Genomic DNA, 17,305 nt, shown 5'->3' with positions numbered 1-17,305 from the left:
CTTTTTATTGATTAGTCCTCGTCCACCTCAATATACATTCTCAGGAGAGCTGCTTCCATACATTTTCCCAATGTATCAAGGCGCAGTGAACGTGTAGCACCGCCATCAAGAGCGTGGTGCATGACAAAATTAAATCCGTCCAACTGAGGCACATCATAACGAATGACATCTCCGAATACCAAGCCCTCAAAATGGCGACGAACATTTTCCGGCGTCAATTGTGCTTCCATAAATTTATAATATTTAGGTTCTCTTGCATAGATGCAAATATTAGACGTATCACTTTTATCTCCACAACGGCCGTGAGCAATATCTTTTAACTGTACTTTCATGTTTTTATACCTCCTCAACATATGTCGTAAGCTTAATAGCATCTCTCGGGATTAACGTCGGCCAGAGAGCAAAGACTTCACTCGGACGACTGCGCCCGCCGAAGAAGCATCCCTGTGCCGGTCCATTCAGGTTGCTGACAGCTGCGACTTCCGGCGTAAGTTTCAAGCCTTCCTGCTTGTTTTCAGTCATGATGGCATAGCGAAGGACCACTTCATTGAGATCGGCATTAAGTTCCGGTGCCAGAGGGCCGTGAAGAGCGTTTACACCAAGATAACTTATATGCTTACGAACAATATGCGCATTTTTCATCGCTAATCGCTTATCGAGAATATCAGCTGCCATTTTGGCTTTGTCTAAAGCTCGCGGCCAGGAATATGGCAAATAAGCAATCGTGCGGTACCCTTCAAGATAACCTACGCAGAGCTTTAAGGTATCCGGGGCTGGGGTCCCGGTGACGCCTCGGACGGCCACATGGTCCCGTTCAATTTCTTCCAATGTAATTTTGCTGAAATCAGCAACGGTATCGGGCGTAATGTATTTTGACGGATCATGAATTTCATAAAGCAGCTGTTCCTTAACGGACTGGGGTGTAACGAGGCCGCCGGTGTTCTTAGTTTTCGTCAAGATAAGGCTGCCTTTTTCACTGACTTCAACAATAGGGTAACCCAGGTTTTCCGGGCTGGGAACATGTTCCCAATCGTAATCATAGTTGCCGCCGGTTGCTTGGGCACCGCATTCACAAAGATGACCGGCTAAAATCCCCGTTGCCTTAGCCGTCCAGTCGTCTGATTTCCATCCGAATTCATACATGAGCGGAGCTTCAAACATAGCTGTATCGGTCGATCTGCCTAAAATAATGATATCGGCACCGTCTTCCAAGCATTTGACAATGGGTTCCACGCCATAATAAACATTCGCATTGACCATATTCGGCAAAATACGATCGATATCTTCGCCGGTATCCATATGTTTCATGGTAATGCCTTTTTCTCTGAGCTGAGGAATCATTTCACGCACATCATCACCAAAAACGTAACCTACTTTTAAGCTGTATCCGCCTTCGCGAATAACTTCTTTCGCCTTTTCAACGCAGGCTTTAACGTTCATCCCACCGGCATTGGTGATGACTTTCGTTCCTTTTTGCGTAATATAGGGCAGCATTCCTTTTAAGGCTGTAATAAAATCACGTGCATAGCCTGCTTCCGGGCGCTTTTCCTGCTGTCTTCTCATGATCGATAAAGTTAATTCAGCCAAGTAATCGCAGCAGATATAATCTAAATTATCCTCTCTGGCCATCGTGATAGGGGCATCACTTAAATCCCCCCAAAAGCCTTGTCCACCGCCGATTCGAATTGTTTTCATACGGGTTTACCTCTTTTCTTTGTATTGTATACATCACAGTATCGAAATGTTACTGACACGCCTTTCTATATGAAATTTTTATGCCAATCAAGAAAAGACGCCGAAAAAAGAAGTCCTCCATCTTTAGAGATTGGGATTCTAGCAGTGCTATCACCTTTAATTAAAATTTTACAAAAAAACACCATGACCCATTCAGGCACACAACTGTATACCTAAATAGGTCATGGTGTTTACATAGTATACGATAAATTACGTGAAACATGTTTACATAGTATACGTTTTATAATTCTTCATCAAACCCATATTGCTTCCACTTCTTATAAAAAGTGCGGCGGCTGATTCCTAGCGCCTTCATAGCTTTCGTTTTATTTCCGTTCGCCTCCAATACTGCCTGTTGAATTCGCTTCTTTTCAATCATTTGAAGACCGGATTTCAAGGAATAATCACGGCTATCTTCGACAGTATACGCACTAAAAGAAGTATTCACACGGTCTTGATCCTCATGCTGCAGAAGGTCATCCGGTAAGTGTTCCAACTGAATGATTCCTTCATTGCAAACAATGACGGCATATTCCATACAACTTTGCAGTTGGCGGACGTTGCCATTCCACGGAAAGGTTAAAAAATACTGTTTCACTTCAGGAGAGATTGTAACTTTTTTCCCATACTTTTGTGCATATTTCTCTAAAAAGAATTCCGCCAATAACAGAATATCTTCACCACGTTCACGCAGCGGCGGAATCGTTATTTTAAATGTGTTTAAGCGGAAATATAAGTCATCTCGGAATTTACCTTCCCGGACCATTTGTTTCAAATCGCGATTCGTCGCGGCAATAACCCTGACATCAGCTTTTTGAACTACTTGTGAACCTATTTTTTGGATTTCTCCGGACTGCAGTACCCTCAATAATTTTGACTGCATAAAGAGGGGCATCTCGCCTATTTCATCTAAAAAAATCGTACCGCCATCGGCCTGTTCGAACTTTCCGGTCTTCCCACCTTTAGCAGCACCGGTGAACGAGCCCGAAGTATAACCAAAAAGTTCACTTTCCATCAAAGATTCCGGAATGGCCGAACAATTTAAGTTCACATACGGTTGTTTTCTCTTACCGCTAATAGATAGTATTGCATTGACAAAAACTTCTTTCCCTGCCCCGCTTTCCCCTTCGATAAGTACCGTCGCATCTGTCGGTGCAACTAATTCTGCTAAGCGCAGGCATCGCAAAAAATTAGGACTCTGACCAATGACATGAGAAAATTCAACCGGCAGTTTGATTTCACTGTCAGCAGCCGCTTTAAAAATCGATTGATTAAGCCGCTGTGCCTTCTCCAACTCGGCCTGACTTCGAGACAGTTCTGTAATATCATTGAATACTGATACGGCCCCGACGAGAGACTCGTCCTTCATGATTGGCGTAATGGTTACCCGTATTTTTTTCCCTCGCGTTTTTACTTCCACTAATTGATGAAGAACCGGTTTTTGGTTTTGAAGAACCTGCAAAATAAGTGCTCCCGGTTCAATCGTTTTTACTTGCTTATGAAGCACCTTATCTTTCGAGACAGCCAAAATCTTCGTATAGGCCTTATTGACATAGAGGATACGCGACGTCTTATCGACGATAACGATTCCGTCATTGACAGCATCCATAGCCTCCCACATCATGACACTGGCAATAGCGTCATTTTCAGCCAACACACTCATAAAATCACCTACCTTACCAATAATCTGATGGATACCTGCTTATACATACTATTTTTCAATAGAATTCATTCGTTCTCAGACAAATTCAAAGTTATTGGGTTATAAGAAACATCTGACGGGATCTATCGTACGCACCGACTAAAAGCCCCAGTTACAACAAACAGCCCGGCAAAACCGAGCTGTCTGTTGTGTATCGAGAATCTCGTTACGAAGCCGTTTGGGGTTGGATATTTCCTTTTTCGATTTCAAAAATATGGATCGTATCGGTTTCTCCGGAAAGTTCTTTCTGAACTTCCTGGGCCACTTTCTGGGTCGCTGCCGAGCAGGTGAACAGGAAGATCTGTTCTTTTTTACCTAAGGACGCTAAAAAGTGAATGGCTTCTTTTTGGCGCTGTTCATCGAAGCGGACCAGGATGTCGTCGAGGATGAGCGGCATCGGTTCGATCTGCCGCGAGAAGGCCATGGCCAGGCTGACGCGGATAGCGAGGTAAATCTGGTCGCCTAATCCGCTGCTCCACTGTTTTTCCGGTATGCGGCGCTGGGTACCGTCGACGGCGAAAAGCTGCTTTCCGTCGAGGCTGGCCTGAAGGGTATAACGCCCTTGGGTCATGAGATTGAGGTATTCACCGGCCTGACGAATGACGATGGGCTGGCGGACTCTTTCGTAGTAATCCTGAGCCTGTTCGAGCATGTACTGGGTATACATATAGGTCAGCCAGTCATCGACGTGGCGGTCCAAATCGGCCTTGCGGTTCTGCTGGGTCTGCAAGAGTTTCCCATATTCATCGCTCTTAGCCATCTGACTCAGGCGTTCAATGATACTGCCTCGTTTTTCAGCCACTTCGGCCAGTTTCTTTTCGGCCTCGGCGATTTTTTTCTGATAGTAATCGCGTTCGTCGGTCCAGTTTTTCAGCGTGTGTATCTTCAATTCATGGCGCAGTTCCGACAATTTTTTAGGATTCTTGGCGATGAGCCGAATATGAGCCTCCGTTTGGTCATAGACTTCCTTATACTGTTGGAATTGACGGAATTTCAATAATTTGCTGCGGAATTCCGCATCGGTCTTGGCCCCGGCAGCGCTAAGCAGTTCCCGCTGCATCTGAACTTTATGTTCCCGTTCTTCGGCCAGGCTTTCAATCTGAGCTTCCCGTTCTTTCTGTTGACGGTCCTGCTCTTTGGCAACTTCTGCCTGGACACGGATATCCTGCCACTGTTTATATACGGCTTCTGCCTCGTCGGGAGATACCGGCTTTTTAACGCCGACTTCACGGAAAATCTGTTCTGCCGTATCCGTCCAACGCGAAATGGAACTGTTGACATCGAGTTTACGCCGCTTCCAATCGTTCGACGCCGTCGTCATCTGTTTCCATATATCCCAGGCTTCTTTGGCTTTGGCCATATCCGCCGTTTCAAGTTTCGTAAATCCCGACTGATCGCGCCAGCCTTCCCAAGCCGTTTCACTGGCTAAGAGTTTTTTCTTGCAGGTATTTCCTTCTTCCTGCCAGGTGCCATAGATGGCATCGTACATCACTTTTTGTTCTTTCTGCCAGGCATTCTTTGATTCCTTCGTCTGCCAGTCCATGTACTGTTTCCGGACGCCGTCTAATTCCTGCTGCCAGCGATCGTTGGCGGCCTCCACATCTAAGTTGATTTCAGCGTCTTTTGAAAGGTCGCTTATCTGCTGATTAAGCTTCCCTAATTGATTCTCTATTTCAGCAATTTTACGGGGAATACGATCGGTCCCCGTTTTTTGACGGGCCAGGGAGATGACGGCGATGACGGCACAGGCCGCCCCGGCACCCAGTCCGAGGGTTGAGTCAAAGTCTGCCAGATATACCGCAGCGACGCAGGCGACCGCGGCTAAGAGAAAGAGCACACCTAATACGATAAAGGCCTTCGACGGGCCCGTAGCCCCATTTTTTAGCCAATCGAGCTGTTCTTGCAGGGTCTGCCGTTCCGTAACGGCCGACTGAATGGCTGATACGGCTGTCCCAACAGTATTCCACTCGTCTTTCGACTTTTCCGTATCTTCTTCATCAAGTTCCGGCGACGAGACGTTCTTGGGCTTGGCAGCCTGCCACTTTTCCATTTCCTGACGGCTGTGTTCAAGGGTTGAAGCCGCAGCCATTCCGCGCGGCCAGTCGACCGTTTCCGGAATTTCACCGGTAACAGTCCACCCTTTCAAGACCTCTGCCTGTTTGTTTTTTTCAAAATCCCAGTCTATTTCTTTATCTTCGTGTTCTTTTAATTCATCAAGGCCTTGCTTCCAAGCCGGAATACTGCGGTAAATATCCTCAATTTGAGGACCGCAGACGAGCCAGCGCTTCCATGATTCTTGAAAAGCCGGTCCCTTTTGGTTCATTTCTTTCAAGTGCTTAATCTGTTCGTCGATTTCCTTGATCTTTTGATCCATATCGGCCCATTTTTGAGCGCCATCTAAGGGAAACTGCGATACGTCAGCTAAATTCTGCATCTGCTGCAGAGCATCCTGACCACGTTTATAGACGTCCCAAGCTGCGATGGGCATGGAAATCTGCTCGATCTGCTGCTTTGATTCTTCAATATCGAGACGGATGCGGTTTTCGATTTCATGTGTCGTCCGCTCCGTTTCCTGTAAGTTCGCGAATTCATCTTCATCAAAGGCCAGGCTGCTGATCCGGCGGTCGAAGTCTTTCTGTTCATTGAGGAGGGCATTGATGGGCTTTTTCCCCTGGGGAGATGCGACCAGAAGTTCCCCCATCTCTTTGGCCACTTCACTGCGGGCCAGCCCCATGGCGACGCCGCCTTCAATGCTGAAAAAGTGATTGCGAACGGCTTCGTTGGACAGGATTTTAAAGCCCTGAAGGTCCTCAAGACCCATGGCGAAAATCTTATCGTAGGTCTGACGATCCAGCCCGTGCCACCACAAATCGGCCGGTTCTTCCTGAAGGTTTTCGTCGCCGTTCGATAAGGTATATTCTTTTTCATTGCGGACGATCCGGTATTCTTTTCCGTCTTCCCGGCGGATATCCATACTGCCGAAATAGCCGTGCCAGTCGCCCCGCAAGTAGCCGAAGAACATGGAGCGAACATACTTCATAAGGGTCGTCTTCCCACTTTCATTACGGCCGTGCATGACGATCAGTCCGCTTTCCGGGGGATTCCATTTGACACCATGATAAATCCCGAAATCAGCTAATTCCATCTGTATAATCTTCATGACATTATCCTCTTCTATGTTCCAGCAAGCGCTGCATGCCCAGCCACTTGGCTTTTTCAAAGTTTTCCAGCAGGCGGTCATCAGAAATCGCCCGGCCATACGCACCGAGGCGTTCGAACTCGGGCCGATTCATGAGGATATCCCGCAGGGCCTTTGCTTTTTCAGCAGGCTCCAATTTTTCTAAATTGTCGAAAACATTTAAATAATCGCCAATGGAGTCGGGCAATTTACTCCGTTCATCCATATTGATTTTCGGACGGGCCAGGTTGCGCAGCCGTTCGACCATGACGAAGGCATATTTTCCCTGTTCTTCTTCACGCCAGCTTTCCAGCCAGTACTGTGTCGCTTCCGGATTGTTGATGACATGGTACATACTGCCGCTGCCCGTAAAATTAACGGTCAAGAACGTTGGTTTCCCGATATCACGGCGCACTTTTTCTTTAGCAAAGCGCACGGCACCGCGCAGTTCCGATACGGACTCGAGGCCGTCGATGGCAATATCAATGCTTTCCCAGCGGACGATACTGGTATCGACGAACTCGATATTCGTCGTTCCATAAGGGCCGACTTCAACGTAATAGCAGCCCCGAGGACCGCTTTCCGTGCAGTCCAGCCCTTGGGGATTGCCGGCATAGACGATATACGGTTTTTCACATAAAATTTCGTGTTTATGAATATGACCCAAGGCCCAATAATCCATGCCGCATTCTTTTAAATCGTCAAGGGTGCACGGAGCATACGTCGACTCACGACTGCCGACTTGGGTGTGGAGCAGGCCGATAGAAAAGGTATCTCCGGCGGCACGGTTGAACTTCCAGGCCAGATTTTCCCGCTGTTCGCCTTTAGCATAGCTTTGGCCGTAAACGGCAGCCGCTTCTTCGCCGTCAACGAGCAGCGGTACCCGTTCGACAGCCTCTGCCGAAAAGATATGAACGTTGGGCGGGAAAGGTATTTTTGCCTTCCAAGCTTCCAGAGGATCGTGATTGCCAAGGACGGCAAAGACCTGAATTTGATGCTGGGCCAATTTATGAAGCAGCCGCACGTAATCGAGCTGAGCCGTGAGATTGTGATTGGCACTGGTATAGACATCACCCGTAATCAAAACGGCGTGAACTTGTTTATCGATAGCCAGCTGTACGATTTTTTGAAAGGCCCGGACCGGAGCTTTGCCGATGATACGCTGCCAGCGATCATCGATGGCGGCCAGATTATGGAACGGGCTTCCTAAATGAAGATCTCCGCATTGAATAAACCGCAAATTTTTCGCCATTATTATCCTTCCTTCTCTGACCATGCTGCATGCAGGGCCGCAACGGCATCACGGAGCTTACAGCTGGGAATTTTTGAAAATGACAGGAGAAACTCATTGTCGGTTTCCTGTGAGGGTGTTTCATAAAAAGACTGCATGGATAAGACGCGGCAGCCTTGCTGTTCCGCTTTTTTGAGCAAATCCGATTCTGACAAGGAGCTGTGCAGGCGGACGTGACAGTAGATGCCGGAAACGAGTTGGCCGACGACGATTTCCCGGCCAAAGGCCTCCACGAGGAGTTTCCTCAAGAATTCGCCTTTTTCCTGATAATCCTTGCGCAGCCGGCGGACTTGGCGTGAAAGTTCGCCGCTCTGGATATATTCCGCCAACACGCACTGTTCCGGCACAGAAGCGCCCTGCCGAAAGAGACCTCGCCGGGCATGGTATAACGGCATGAGTTCCGGCGGAAGCACCATATAACTCAGGCGGACAAAAAAAGGCAATACCTTCGAAAGGGCCCCCATATAGATGACGCGGCCACTGCGGTCCAGTCCCTGAAGTGCCGGTACCGGGCGGCCGTAATAGCGAAGCTCGCTGTCGTAGTCGTCTTCGATAATGAGTCCGTCAGTCTCTCCTGCCCATTGGAGCAGACGATGGCGAATGCCGGCCGGCATGACCGTTCCCGTCGGAAACTGATGGGACGGACTGACGTAGACCAAGCGAACGTTACTTTGCTCCAGATCATCGACCTGAAGGAGACCGCCCTTAATAGGAATGGGAACGATGGAATAGCCGCTGTTGCGAAAGATTTCCCGCCCCAGTCGGAATCCTGGCTCTTCAACGCCGATGCAGTCGTATTTACAGCGCAGTAAGTGCGTCAATATGCCCAGCAGGGAAATCGTACCGGCGCCGATGACAATCTGTGAAGGCGCTGCATGGACACCGCGTGTTTCATAGACGTAACGGCTCAGAGCACGGCGCAGATCAGGGACGCCCTGGTCGTCATTGGCCGCCAACAGGCGATCCGGCTCTGACAAAACACGATTCATGTACTTTCGCCAAATATCGAGGGGGAATCGCTCCAAGGCCATGTCGCCGCTGGCGAAGTCATAGTCATACACCGGCTGATGTACGATTTCCTGCACCCGCATTGGACGGCCTTCTTCCGGCAGTTGTTCCCGCCGGCCCAAGGAGGCTACTTCATAGCGTGCTTTGTGCCGGCGCAGGATATAGCCTTCACTGGCCAATTGGTAGTAGGCCTTTTCCACGGTCATCTTGCTGATGCCGGCAGCTTGAGCCAATTCACGCACAGAATCGAGACGCATACCGGCTACCATGCGGCTCGATTCTATTTCCTGGCGATAATATTCGTAAATTTGTACATAAAATGGTTTGCTGATAGATTTGTCGAGTTGCAGCATTGCATCCGGCCTAAGGCCCCTTCTCCCCTCTGTGGCGTCGCCATGTCTATGGTTGTCTCTGTAATATTATATTGTACCGAAAAATGCGCCGCCTGAAAAGGGGGATACCCGGCGATTCCTTGGCAAATCCATATATTTTCTTATAAAAACTATCTTATGCTCATAGCAGCCGCAATCGCAGCACCGACGGAGACCCCATCTTGGATGAGAATCGGATCGACGGAAATCTGTTTTTCCCGATTAGGACCTTCATTTTGGCAGGCCTGCATGGCATCTTCCATCATAACCAAGGCACCTCGAACGTGTTTTAAAACACCTCCGTCAATGGCAATGGTCTGACTCGGAATGGGCAGCTCTTTATATAAATGATGCAGAATACCACAGCCGACGGCGCCGACAAGCTGAGCTGAACGCACAAAAATAGCCGCTCCGATATGCCTTATGGGGCGCACATCTTCCAAGCAGACGATGCGATTCCACAGCCGCCCCATCGTAAGCCGGCCCTGTTGATCATCATCGTTCCCAATGATATCATTCATTGCTTCCGTCGTAAAAGGAGGCAGTTCCTGAGTGTCAAAGTAGGTCAACAGCGTTTGGCGAAAGAGTTCCGAGGCATAAGCGCCGCTCATCATCTTTTCCAGTTTATGCAGCCCCGGCTGAGACGATCCGGCATCGACAGCCTCATCCCAGTGATGACCCGTAACGCCGTTGTAATCGCCGGCCTCTAAGTTAACGATCATATTCCATTCCGGCTCATAATAACAGGCATTAAACCCGGTACCGCAGACCATACCGATACGGACCTTCTCCATCGTATAAGACGCCGACAGCAAGAGGGCCGTCGTATCATTTACAAGGGCCACGGGCTCGATGTCGCTGAGTCCCTGCCGCCGGAGCGCCGCTTTCAGCAAGGCGTTGACGTTCTCACCTTCGACCCCGGAAACGGCAATTTCCTTAGACCAGGAGAGGAGGCGGCCGTCTTCGATACCGGTCCGCTTCAAGGCGAAAGAAAAGGCGTGCCCCAGTCGATAAGACTGGCCGCTGCGAGCTACTTTGCCGACAAGACGGGCCAAGAAATCAAAGAGTTCTGACGCCGTCGTCGAAGAGGACAAGTAATCGTACTCACCGGCCACTTTCAGCGGTCGGGATACCTTTTTTTCGACGATATAGCAATGTCGTCCCAAGAGGCGAATCCGCGAGGCTCGAACATTAGTCCCGCCAAAGTCCAGTGCCAAAAATACGCCCTTTTCATCCCCTTCCGGCAGGGATGCATACGATTTTTCAGCCGAAACCGTGGCGCCGGCCTCACCGGCCAAGGCCCTGTCGATATCGGCCGAGAAATCACGGGAAATCGCCTGCAGCCGCTCATCAGGCAAGTAAAAATAGCGGGCAATATCCGTCCAATCCATCCGTTCATTCATGACAGTCATCACCTCTCGTGAGTTTATAATTTTATTATACTATGTTCCCTGTCACGCCGCCAGTCCGCCCTATTTCGACCATATCGGTCAGGGATACCGTTTGGTACTGATTGGCATAAAACGATTGACTTTTTCAGGCAATCGTCTATAATCAAAGGTAGAGTGAGACCGAAACAAAAGGCCGCACGAAGGGGTACACCACCTTGGGTGTAAGTCTTCGTGCGGCCTTTTTTTAATGCATAGAAAGGAGGGCCAGCATGATACGCATCAACGGCAAGGACATCGCAGCAGACGGCCAGAACCTGCTGTCTTATCTTACCGACCAGGCTTATCGCACAGACCGCATCGCCATCGAACTGAACGGCACGATCGTACCGCGTAAAGCTTATGACACGGTGACCTTAAAAGACGGCGATTCCATGGAAATCGTCCACTTTGTCGGCGGGGGCTAACCCTTCTGACTAAGCAGAAAACCTACACAATATAAAAGGAGTGTCTCCCAATGGAAAAGAAAGATACACTGGTCCTTGGCGGCCATGAATTCACGTCCCGTTTCATCTTAGGCTCCGGCAAATTTTCTGTCGACCTCATCAAGGCGGCAGTCGAACAAGGCGCCGCACAAATCGTCACCATGGCCCTGCGCCGCGTCGAAGCCGGTGAAAAAGACAATATCTTAGACTTCATCCCCAAAGACGTCACCCTGCTGCCCAATACGTCCAGCGCCAGAACGGCTGAAGAAGCCGTCCGCATCGCTCGTTTATCGCGGGAAATCGGCTGCGGCGACTTCATCAAAATCGAAGTCATGCGCGACTCCAAATACCTCCTGCCCGACAACAACGAAACGATCAAGGCTACGGAAATCCTCGCAAAAGAAGGTTTCGTCGTCCTGCCCTACATGTATCCTGACCTCTACGCAGCCCGGGCCCTCGTCGATGCCGGTGCCGCTGCCATCATGCCCTTAGCCTCTCCGATTGGCACCAATAAAGGCTTATCGACAAAGGACTTCATCCAGATTCTCATCGACGAAGTCGATCTGCCCATCATCGTCGACGCCGGCATCGGCCGTCCGTCCCAAGCCTGTGAAGCCATGGAAATGGGTGCCGCTGCTATCATGGCCAATACGGCTATCGCAACGGCCGGCGACCTTCCTCTCATGGCCAAGGCCTTCGGCGAAGCCATTCGCGCCGGCCGCAACGCCTATCTGTCCGGCCTCGGCCGCATCCGTGAAACGGCATCGGCTTCAGATCCGCTTACCGGTTTCTTAGGTGCCTGAGGAGGAATGCGATCATGACAGAAGAAAAACGTATCGACCATATGACCTACCTGCCGGGCATGGAAATCCTCGATTCCGACATGCTCGACCAAGTCGTCGCCATTCACGATTCATTTAACAATGAAGACTTTACCGCTAAAGACGTCCGCATGGCCTTATCGAAAGAACGCTTGGACCCGCGGGACTTCATGGCCCTCTTATCGACGGCAGCTGCCCCGTTCCTCGAAGAAATGGCTCAAAAAGCCCATTTGGTCACGCGCCGCCACTTCGGCAACAACATTTCCATCATGACGCCGATTTATTTTGCCAACTACTGCGACAATCACTGCATCTACTGCGGATTCAACTCGCACAACAAAATAAAACGGGCCCGTCTGAACGACGAGGAACTTCACCAAGAATGCAAGAATATCGCCGACTCGGGCATTGAAGAAGTCATCATGCTGACCGGTGAAAGTCCGAAGATGAGCGACATCAAGTACATCGGCAACGCCGTCAAAATCGCTCGCCAGTACTTCCGTGTCATCAACATGGAAATATACCCGACCAACACCAAGGACTATACCTATCTCCACGAATGCGGCGCCGACTATGTCACTGTATTCCAGGAAACGTACAATTCCGACAAATACGAAACGCTCCACTTGGCCGGCCATAAACGAATCTTCCCGTACCGCTTCTATTCTCAGGAACGGGCTATTCTCGGCGGCATGCGCGGCGTCGGCTTCGCAGCCCTCTTAGGCCTCGACGACTACCAGAAAGACGCCCTGGCAACGGGCATGCACGCCTGGCTCATGCAGCGCAAGTACCCTCACGCTGAAATCTCCCTGTCCTGTCCGCGTCTCTGCCCGATCATCAACAACGACAAAATCAATCCAAAAGATGTCGATGAACGGAAGCTGACGCAAATCATCTGTGCCTATCGCTTATTCCTGCCTTACGCCAACATCGTCGTATCGAGCCGTGAAAGTGCTTCCTTCCGCAATGCCATCATGAAGATTGCAGCCACCAAGGTATCGGCCAGTGTCTGCGTCGGCATCGGCGGCCACCTGCATCAAGACGGGTCGGAAATGGGTGATGAACAGTTTGAAATCACCGACGGCCGTTCCTTCGACCAGATGTACGCTGACATCAAGAACATGGGCCTCCAGCCCCTCACGAGCGAGTATATTTATTTGTAATACTTATCTGATATCCACTATTAAATACCTATATAGAACTATGACAAAAGCAGGTCAGGACCTAATCCACCCCGACCTGCTTTTGTCGTAAACCCGCATGTTCTAAAGCGTTTAACTCATAGGAGGGCCCTATTATATTCTATTGGTATAATCATTGACGTTAGTATGAGATTACTGTATATTTGTAGTATAAAATACTCTAATATTCAGGTGATAATTGTGTTAAAAGTAGCTGCCATTACAAACCACGAACTTGCGGCGACAAACTACTGGGACCAGCTCGAACAAATTGCTGCATCCGACGTAGACTTCATCGTCCTTCGTGAAAAAACGCTCTCTGAAGATGACTACACGGACTATGCCAAACGGGCACTTCGCCTCTGCAGCATTCACCAAAAGACGTGTATCCTTCAACATTTTGGCAAAGTCGCCATTCGACTTCACATTCCTCGTTTCCAATGCTCCTTGTCATACCTTGAAAGCCACTCTTCCTTATTGTATTATATGACGACCCTTGGCGTTTCTGTCCATACCGTAGAAGAAGCCGTCCGAGCCGAAGAACTTGGCGCCACGTATATCATGGCCAGCCACGTCTTCCCGACAGACTGCAAACCGGCGGATAAACCGATCGGAGTCGATACGGTAAAGGCAATTTGCAGCGCCGTAAACATTCCCGTCTACGCCTTAGGCGGCGTAAACCCCACGACAGTATCCCAGCTTCAGGACTCCCAAGTTACCGGCGTAGCCTTGATGTCAGGTCTCATGACCTGCCCGGACGTCCCGGAATACTTGAAAGAACTTCGTTCCTAAAGAATAGGGGAGGGCTGTATGACGCAAGCATATATCATCATCGACATGCAAAATGATTTTATCGACGGCTCCTTAGGCACGCCTGAGGCTCAAGCCATCGTTCCCCATGTCGAAGCAAAAATCGTTGCCAGCAAAAAAGATACCGACCAAGAGACGGATCTGATTTTTACGCAGGATACCCATGACAGTGATTATCTGGAAACCCGGGAAGGTCAAAAACTCCCCATTGCCCACTGCATCAAGGATACGCGGGGCTGGCGCATCTGCAAACAGCTCCTGCCTTACACGCTCATGGCAGAGATTTTTGAAAAGCCGTCTTTCGGCTGCCCGGCCTTGGTCGATGAAGTCAAAGATTATGACCGACTCGTCCTCATGGGGCTTTGTACCGATATTTGTGTCGTTTCCAATGCGATTTTATTGAAGGCCCATTATCCGGAAAAAGAAATCGTCGTCGACAGCTCCTGCTGCGCCGGCTCTACACCGGAGGCCCATGAAATGGCTTTGAAGATTATGCAGAATTGTCAAATCGATATCGTATAACTTCATACGTAAAAGGCTGCACATCACACGGTGTGCAGCCTTTTTGCATTTGGCTATCAAACAGATAGTCCTGGCGAAATCAGGCAATGATGCCCGTAATCGTCGCCTTGTTTTGATTGTTATTGATCTTCTTTTCGTATCCTTTGAGAATAAGGCAGCCGATAATACCGCCAATGATCATGCCGGCAAAGGCCGTCATTTCCGGCGTCGCCTTTACCTGACCGCCCAAGATGTAGCCGATGATGCCGAAGACGATGATGAGCAGCAGCGGCACACCGAAACAGACGATGCCCTTGACCCCCATGCCGGCATCGGGAATATTAAACTGTACAAACTGGCCTTTCTTGGCACCAATGGGATTGACGGCGTCGATGACGACGTTGTCAGCGCACATGCTGTCACTGCACGGCGAGTACAGATTACTGCGATTGGTCTGGATCTTGACCAATCCGTCGGCACAAACCTCTTCAATGACACCCGTTCCTGTTCTCATATAAATCTCCCCTCGATAGGTAAATTAAGGCTTAAAAGCCCAGATCTTCTCCAACTAAGATAACTTTAATTCGTCCCTGGGGCTTACAGACCCGCGTCCGAACGACTTGAGCACAAATGCTTTCCGGTGTCGTACAGTGAGCACACATGCCCGTTTTAGCACAGGGCGTCCCGACATTCTGAAAGCGGCCGATATTTTTCGGCGACGCTACCGTATGGGCCCGTTCAATACCGATTTCAACCGTCGGAACGACTTTATTCATGCCGACGATGACGATGACCTGTTTCGGGCCGTAGCAAAGAGCTGCCACACGGTTGCCGTTGCCGTCGATGTTGATGAGCTGACCATCCTGAATGGCTGCGTTGGTCCCCATGATGAAGGTATCGCAGAGCAAGGCCTTACGCATCAATTCAACCCGTTCTTCCGGCGTCTTGGCAGAGTCGCGGTCGATGACCTGATTGTGTTCCAAGACATAGGGACGCAGGCCGATTTCATTGATCGAAGCCGAACCGCCCCAAGAGACGACATCCGTTTCCGGAATATAAGAAATCGCTTGCTTCAATGCCGCTTCAACCGTGGGACAGTATGTCGCCTCAAAGCCACGGGCTTCAAATTTCTTAGCCACTAACGGTCCTTTAATGTCATACATGCGGTGGGTCATATCCGTTCTATCCATTCTAAAACCTCCTATTTTGCCAGCATTAATTCTGCCGTAGCTTCGGCAGCTGGCGTGCCGTCGGCATGGGTTATACGCCCTTTCATGATAAATAAGCGACGACGGTGTACTTCCGGCCAACCTTCGATTTTAATCGTTTCGCCGATGCGGATGGCGCTGCGAAAGCGTATCTCGAGCCGTGCCGTATAGGCCGGTTTCCCCTCCGTGCGAAAGACATAGTCACCCATGACTTCATCCAATAAGGTACTGGTCAGACCGCCATGCATCCGATCTCCATAGCTTTCATGCTCTGCCTTCGGTGTAAAATAAGCCACACAGCGGCCGTCTTCTATATGCATATCCAGTTTCAGACCAATCGGGTTATCACGCCCGCAGCCGAAACAATGATTCGTAGCGCTAGCGCCTTCCATAACACACCCTCCTCTACTTTAATACTCTTTTATTATACTATATTTGGCAAGTCTCGTGAAAGATTCGGCAGGCATTGTGAACAGGTTCACCCGCTGCGAAAAGTTTAATTATTCGAAAATGGTTATCATCTTTATATTGACAATCGATTTCAAATAAACTATACTAAAGGCAACAAAGCGAAAGGAGGGCATACCGATATGAATTTAGATTGTGTGCTAATTAATCACTGTTCTCCGACTCTAGCGGGACTTAAACAGGCATCCCTTCTCTGTCTCCCCCGGCTCGAGGACGGTCAAACTTATGATGATTTAATTGAAAATTACAATCATAAATATAATGCTAAAGGATTATATTTTCGCATCTTGTATGCCTGTCCTAAGCGCACCTTGCTGTATGTATACCGTCCAAATGTAGTTTTAAGGTACATACAGCGGCGAGACATTTCTTCATTTTTGCAGCAATTCGGCTATGCAGACTGTCAGGATATATCGGCATTTTTAGACCGTCTCGCTTCGCGTTTTGCAGAAGACGGCTGCTTTCCTCACGAAGCAGGCATCTTTCTCGGCTATCCCTTGGAAGATGTCTGCGGATTCATTACCAATCGGGGAAACCACGCCAAACTCTGTGGTGAATGGAAGGTCTACGGCGATGTCCACGCCGCAGCCCGCACGTTCCAGCGCTATACCTGCTGCCGACAGGATTATTTAAATCGCTTTGCAATTGGGACAACATTAGAATCGCTCATCGTAGCATAAGGAGGATTTAATCATGGTAGAAATCGCATATTGGAGTGGAACAGGTAATACGGAAGCAATGGCAAGTGAAATTGAAGCAGCTGTCAAAGCTGCCGGTGCAGATGTAGAATCGGTTCGCTTCGAAGATACCACCGTCGATGATGTAGCCGGTAAAGACGTTATTTTGCTCGGCTGCCCGGCCATGGGTGCTGAAGAATTGGAAGACTCCATTGTCGAACCATTCTTTGCAGACCTCGCTCCCAAATTAAAAGGCAAGAAAGTCGGCCTCTTCGGCTCTTACGGCTGGGGCTCCGGCGAATGGATGGATAATTGGAAACAGCGTACGGAAGACGCTGGCGCCACCATCATCGGGACGGCTATCGTCAACGAAACGCCGGATAATGCTCCCGAGTGCAAAGAATTGGGCGAACTTGCCGCTAAGGCATAAGTTGTTTTAACTTCATATTCATTCTCCTCTAGGAAAGGGGCTGCATACCCGA

At 49.4% G+C, this 17,305-nt stretch carries 17 protein-coding genes; 7 read left to right on the top strand and 10 right to left on the bottom strand.

Annotation, left to right across the window (positions count from 1 at the left end; genetic code table 11):
• Positions 1–11: 11 nt before the first annotated feature.
• The 7 genes from UCI88_RS06340 to UCI88_RS06310 form a co-directional block, all read right to left on the bottom strand.
• A complete protein-coding gene (locus UCI88_RS06340) occupies positions 12–332 on the bottom strand; it encodes an AtuA-related protein (RefSeq protein ID WP_065360988.1) in 321 nt (106 codons plus the stop codon).
• Between the two features lie 4 nt (positions 333–336).
• Positions 337–1,695 (bottom strand): acyclic terpene utilization AtuA family protein, encoded by a 1,359-nt coding sequence (locus UCI88_RS06335; protein WP_065360989.1) that lies wholly within the window; start codon positions 1,693–1,695, stop codon positions 337–339.
• A 280-nt stretch (positions 1,696–1,975) separates the two neighbouring features.
• The gene (locus tag UCI88_RS06330; RefSeq protein WP_256179616.1) at positions 1,976–3,397 is read right to left on the bottom strand and encodes a sigma-54 interaction domain-containing protein; all 1,422 of its coding nucleotides are present in this window, start codon (positions 3,395–3,397) and stop codon (positions 1,976–1,978) included.
• A gap of 205 nt (positions 3,398–3,602) precedes the next feature.
• A complete protein-coding gene (locus UCI88_RS06325) occupies positions 3,603–6,596 on the bottom strand; it encodes an AAA family ATPase (RefSeq protein ID WP_256179615.1) in 2,994 nt (997 codons plus the stop codon).
• A gap of 4 nt (positions 6,597–6,600) precedes the next feature.
• Positions 6,601–7,866, bottom strand: a complete 1,266-nt coding sequence (locus UCI88_RS06320) for a metallophosphoesterase family protein (protein ID WP_225068774.1) — start codon at positions 7,864–7,866, stop codon at positions 6,601–6,603.
• A gap of 2 nt (positions 7,867–7,868) precedes the next feature.
• On the bottom strand, positions 7,869–9,266 hold the full coding sequence (gene pdxR, locus UCI88_RS06315; protein WP_256179613.1) for a MocR-like pyridoxine biosynthesis transcription factor PdxR: 1,398 nt from the start codon (positions 9,264–9,266) through the stop codon (positions 7,869–7,871).
• Between the two features lie 149 nt (positions 9,267–9,415).
• Positions 9,416–10,687 carry a hexokinase family protein gene (locus UCI88_RS06310; RefSeq protein ID WP_256179612.1) on the bottom strand — a complete coding sequence of 424 codons (1,272 nt, stop codon included), beginning with the start codon at positions 10,685–10,687 and terminating at the stop codon, positions 9,416–9,418.
• 257 nt (positions 10,688–10,944) lie between these two features.
• Between UCI88_RS06310 and thiS the strand changes: the two genes are divergently transcribed.
• The 5 genes from thiS (at position 10,945) to UCI88_RS06285 (ending at position 14,491) form a co-directional block, all read left to right on the top strand.
• Positions 10,945–11,139, top strand: a complete 195-nt coding sequence (thiS, locus tag UCI88_RS06305) for a sulfur carrier protein ThiS (RefSeq protein ID WP_044505327.1) — start codon at positions 10,945–10,947, stop codon at positions 11,137–11,139.
• 50 nt (positions 11,140–11,189) lie between these two features.
• On the top strand, positions 11,190–11,960 hold the full coding sequence (locus UCI88_RS06300; protein ID WP_065360995.1) for a thiazole synthase: 771 nt from the start codon (positions 11,190–11,192) through the stop codon (positions 11,958–11,960).
• Positions 11,961–11,974: 14 nt separating this feature from the next.
• Positions 11,975–13,141, top strand: coding sequence for a 2-iminoacetate synthase ThiH (gene thiH / locus UCI88_RS06295; RefSeq protein ID WP_044505325.1), 1,167 nt, complete (start codon positions 11,975–11,977; stop codon positions 13,139–13,141).
• 219 nt (positions 13,142–13,360) lie between these two features.
• Positions 13,361–13,951, top strand: a complete 591-nt coding sequence (locus tag UCI88_RS06290; RefSeq protein WP_256179611.1) for a thiamine phosphate synthase — start codon at positions 13,361–13,363, stop codon at positions 13,949–13,951.
• Positions 13,952–13,969: 18 nt separating this feature from the next.
• Entirely contained in the window at positions 13,970–14,491 is a 522-nt protein-coding gene (locus UCI88_RS06285) for a cysteine hydrolase family protein (protein WP_044505323.1), read from the top strand.
• Between the two features lie 79 nt (positions 14,492–14,570).
• Here the strand turns inward: UCI88_RS06285 and UCI88_RS06280 are convergent, their stop codons facing one another.
• From UCI88_RS06280 to UCI88_RS06270, 3 genes are read right to left on the bottom strand one after another with little or no spacing between them, the layout of a single operon-like run.
• The gene (locus UCI88_RS06280; protein WP_256179610.1) at positions 14,571–14,984 is read right to left on the bottom strand and encodes a SoxR reducing system RseC family protein; all 414 of its coding nucleotides are present in this window, start codon (positions 14,982–14,984) and stop codon (positions 14,571–14,573) included.
• Between the two features lie 31 nt (positions 14,985–15,015).
• Complete coding sequence (locus tag UCI88_RS06275; protein ID WP_256179609.1) at positions 15,016–15,660, bottom strand: lactate utilization protein; 645 nt, start codon at positions 15,658–15,660, stop codon at positions 15,016–15,018.
• Positions 15,661–15,671: 11 nt separating this feature from the next.
• On the bottom strand, positions 15,672–16,070 hold the full coding sequence (locus tag UCI88_RS06270; protein WP_044505320.1) for a PaaI family thioesterase: 399 nt from the start codon (positions 16,068–16,070) through the stop codon (positions 15,672–15,674).
• A 198-nt stretch (positions 16,071–16,268) separates the two neighbouring features.
• Between UCI88_RS06270 and UCI88_RS06265 the strand changes: the two genes are divergently transcribed.
• Entirely contained in the window at positions 16,269–16,826 is a 558-nt protein-coding gene (locus UCI88_RS06265) for a DUF3793 family protein (RefSeq protein WP_256179608.1), read from the top strand.
• Positions 16,827–16,839: 13 nt separating this feature from the next.
• Positions 16,840–17,253, top strand: a complete 414-nt coding sequence (locus UCI88_RS06260) for a flavodoxin (protein WP_044505318.1) — start codon at positions 16,840–16,842, stop codon at positions 17,251–17,253.
• Positions 17,254–17,305: the final 52 nt, after the last annotated feature.

It is taken from the genome of Megasphaera massiliensis (genome assembly GCF_036305205.1).
Classification (GTDB): Bacteria; Bacillota; Negativicutes; order Veillonellales; family Megasphaeraceae; genus Megasphaera; species Megasphaera massiliensis.
Note: the sequence above shows the minus strand (reverse complement) of the source record. Positions and strands in the feature narration are given on the sequence as shown.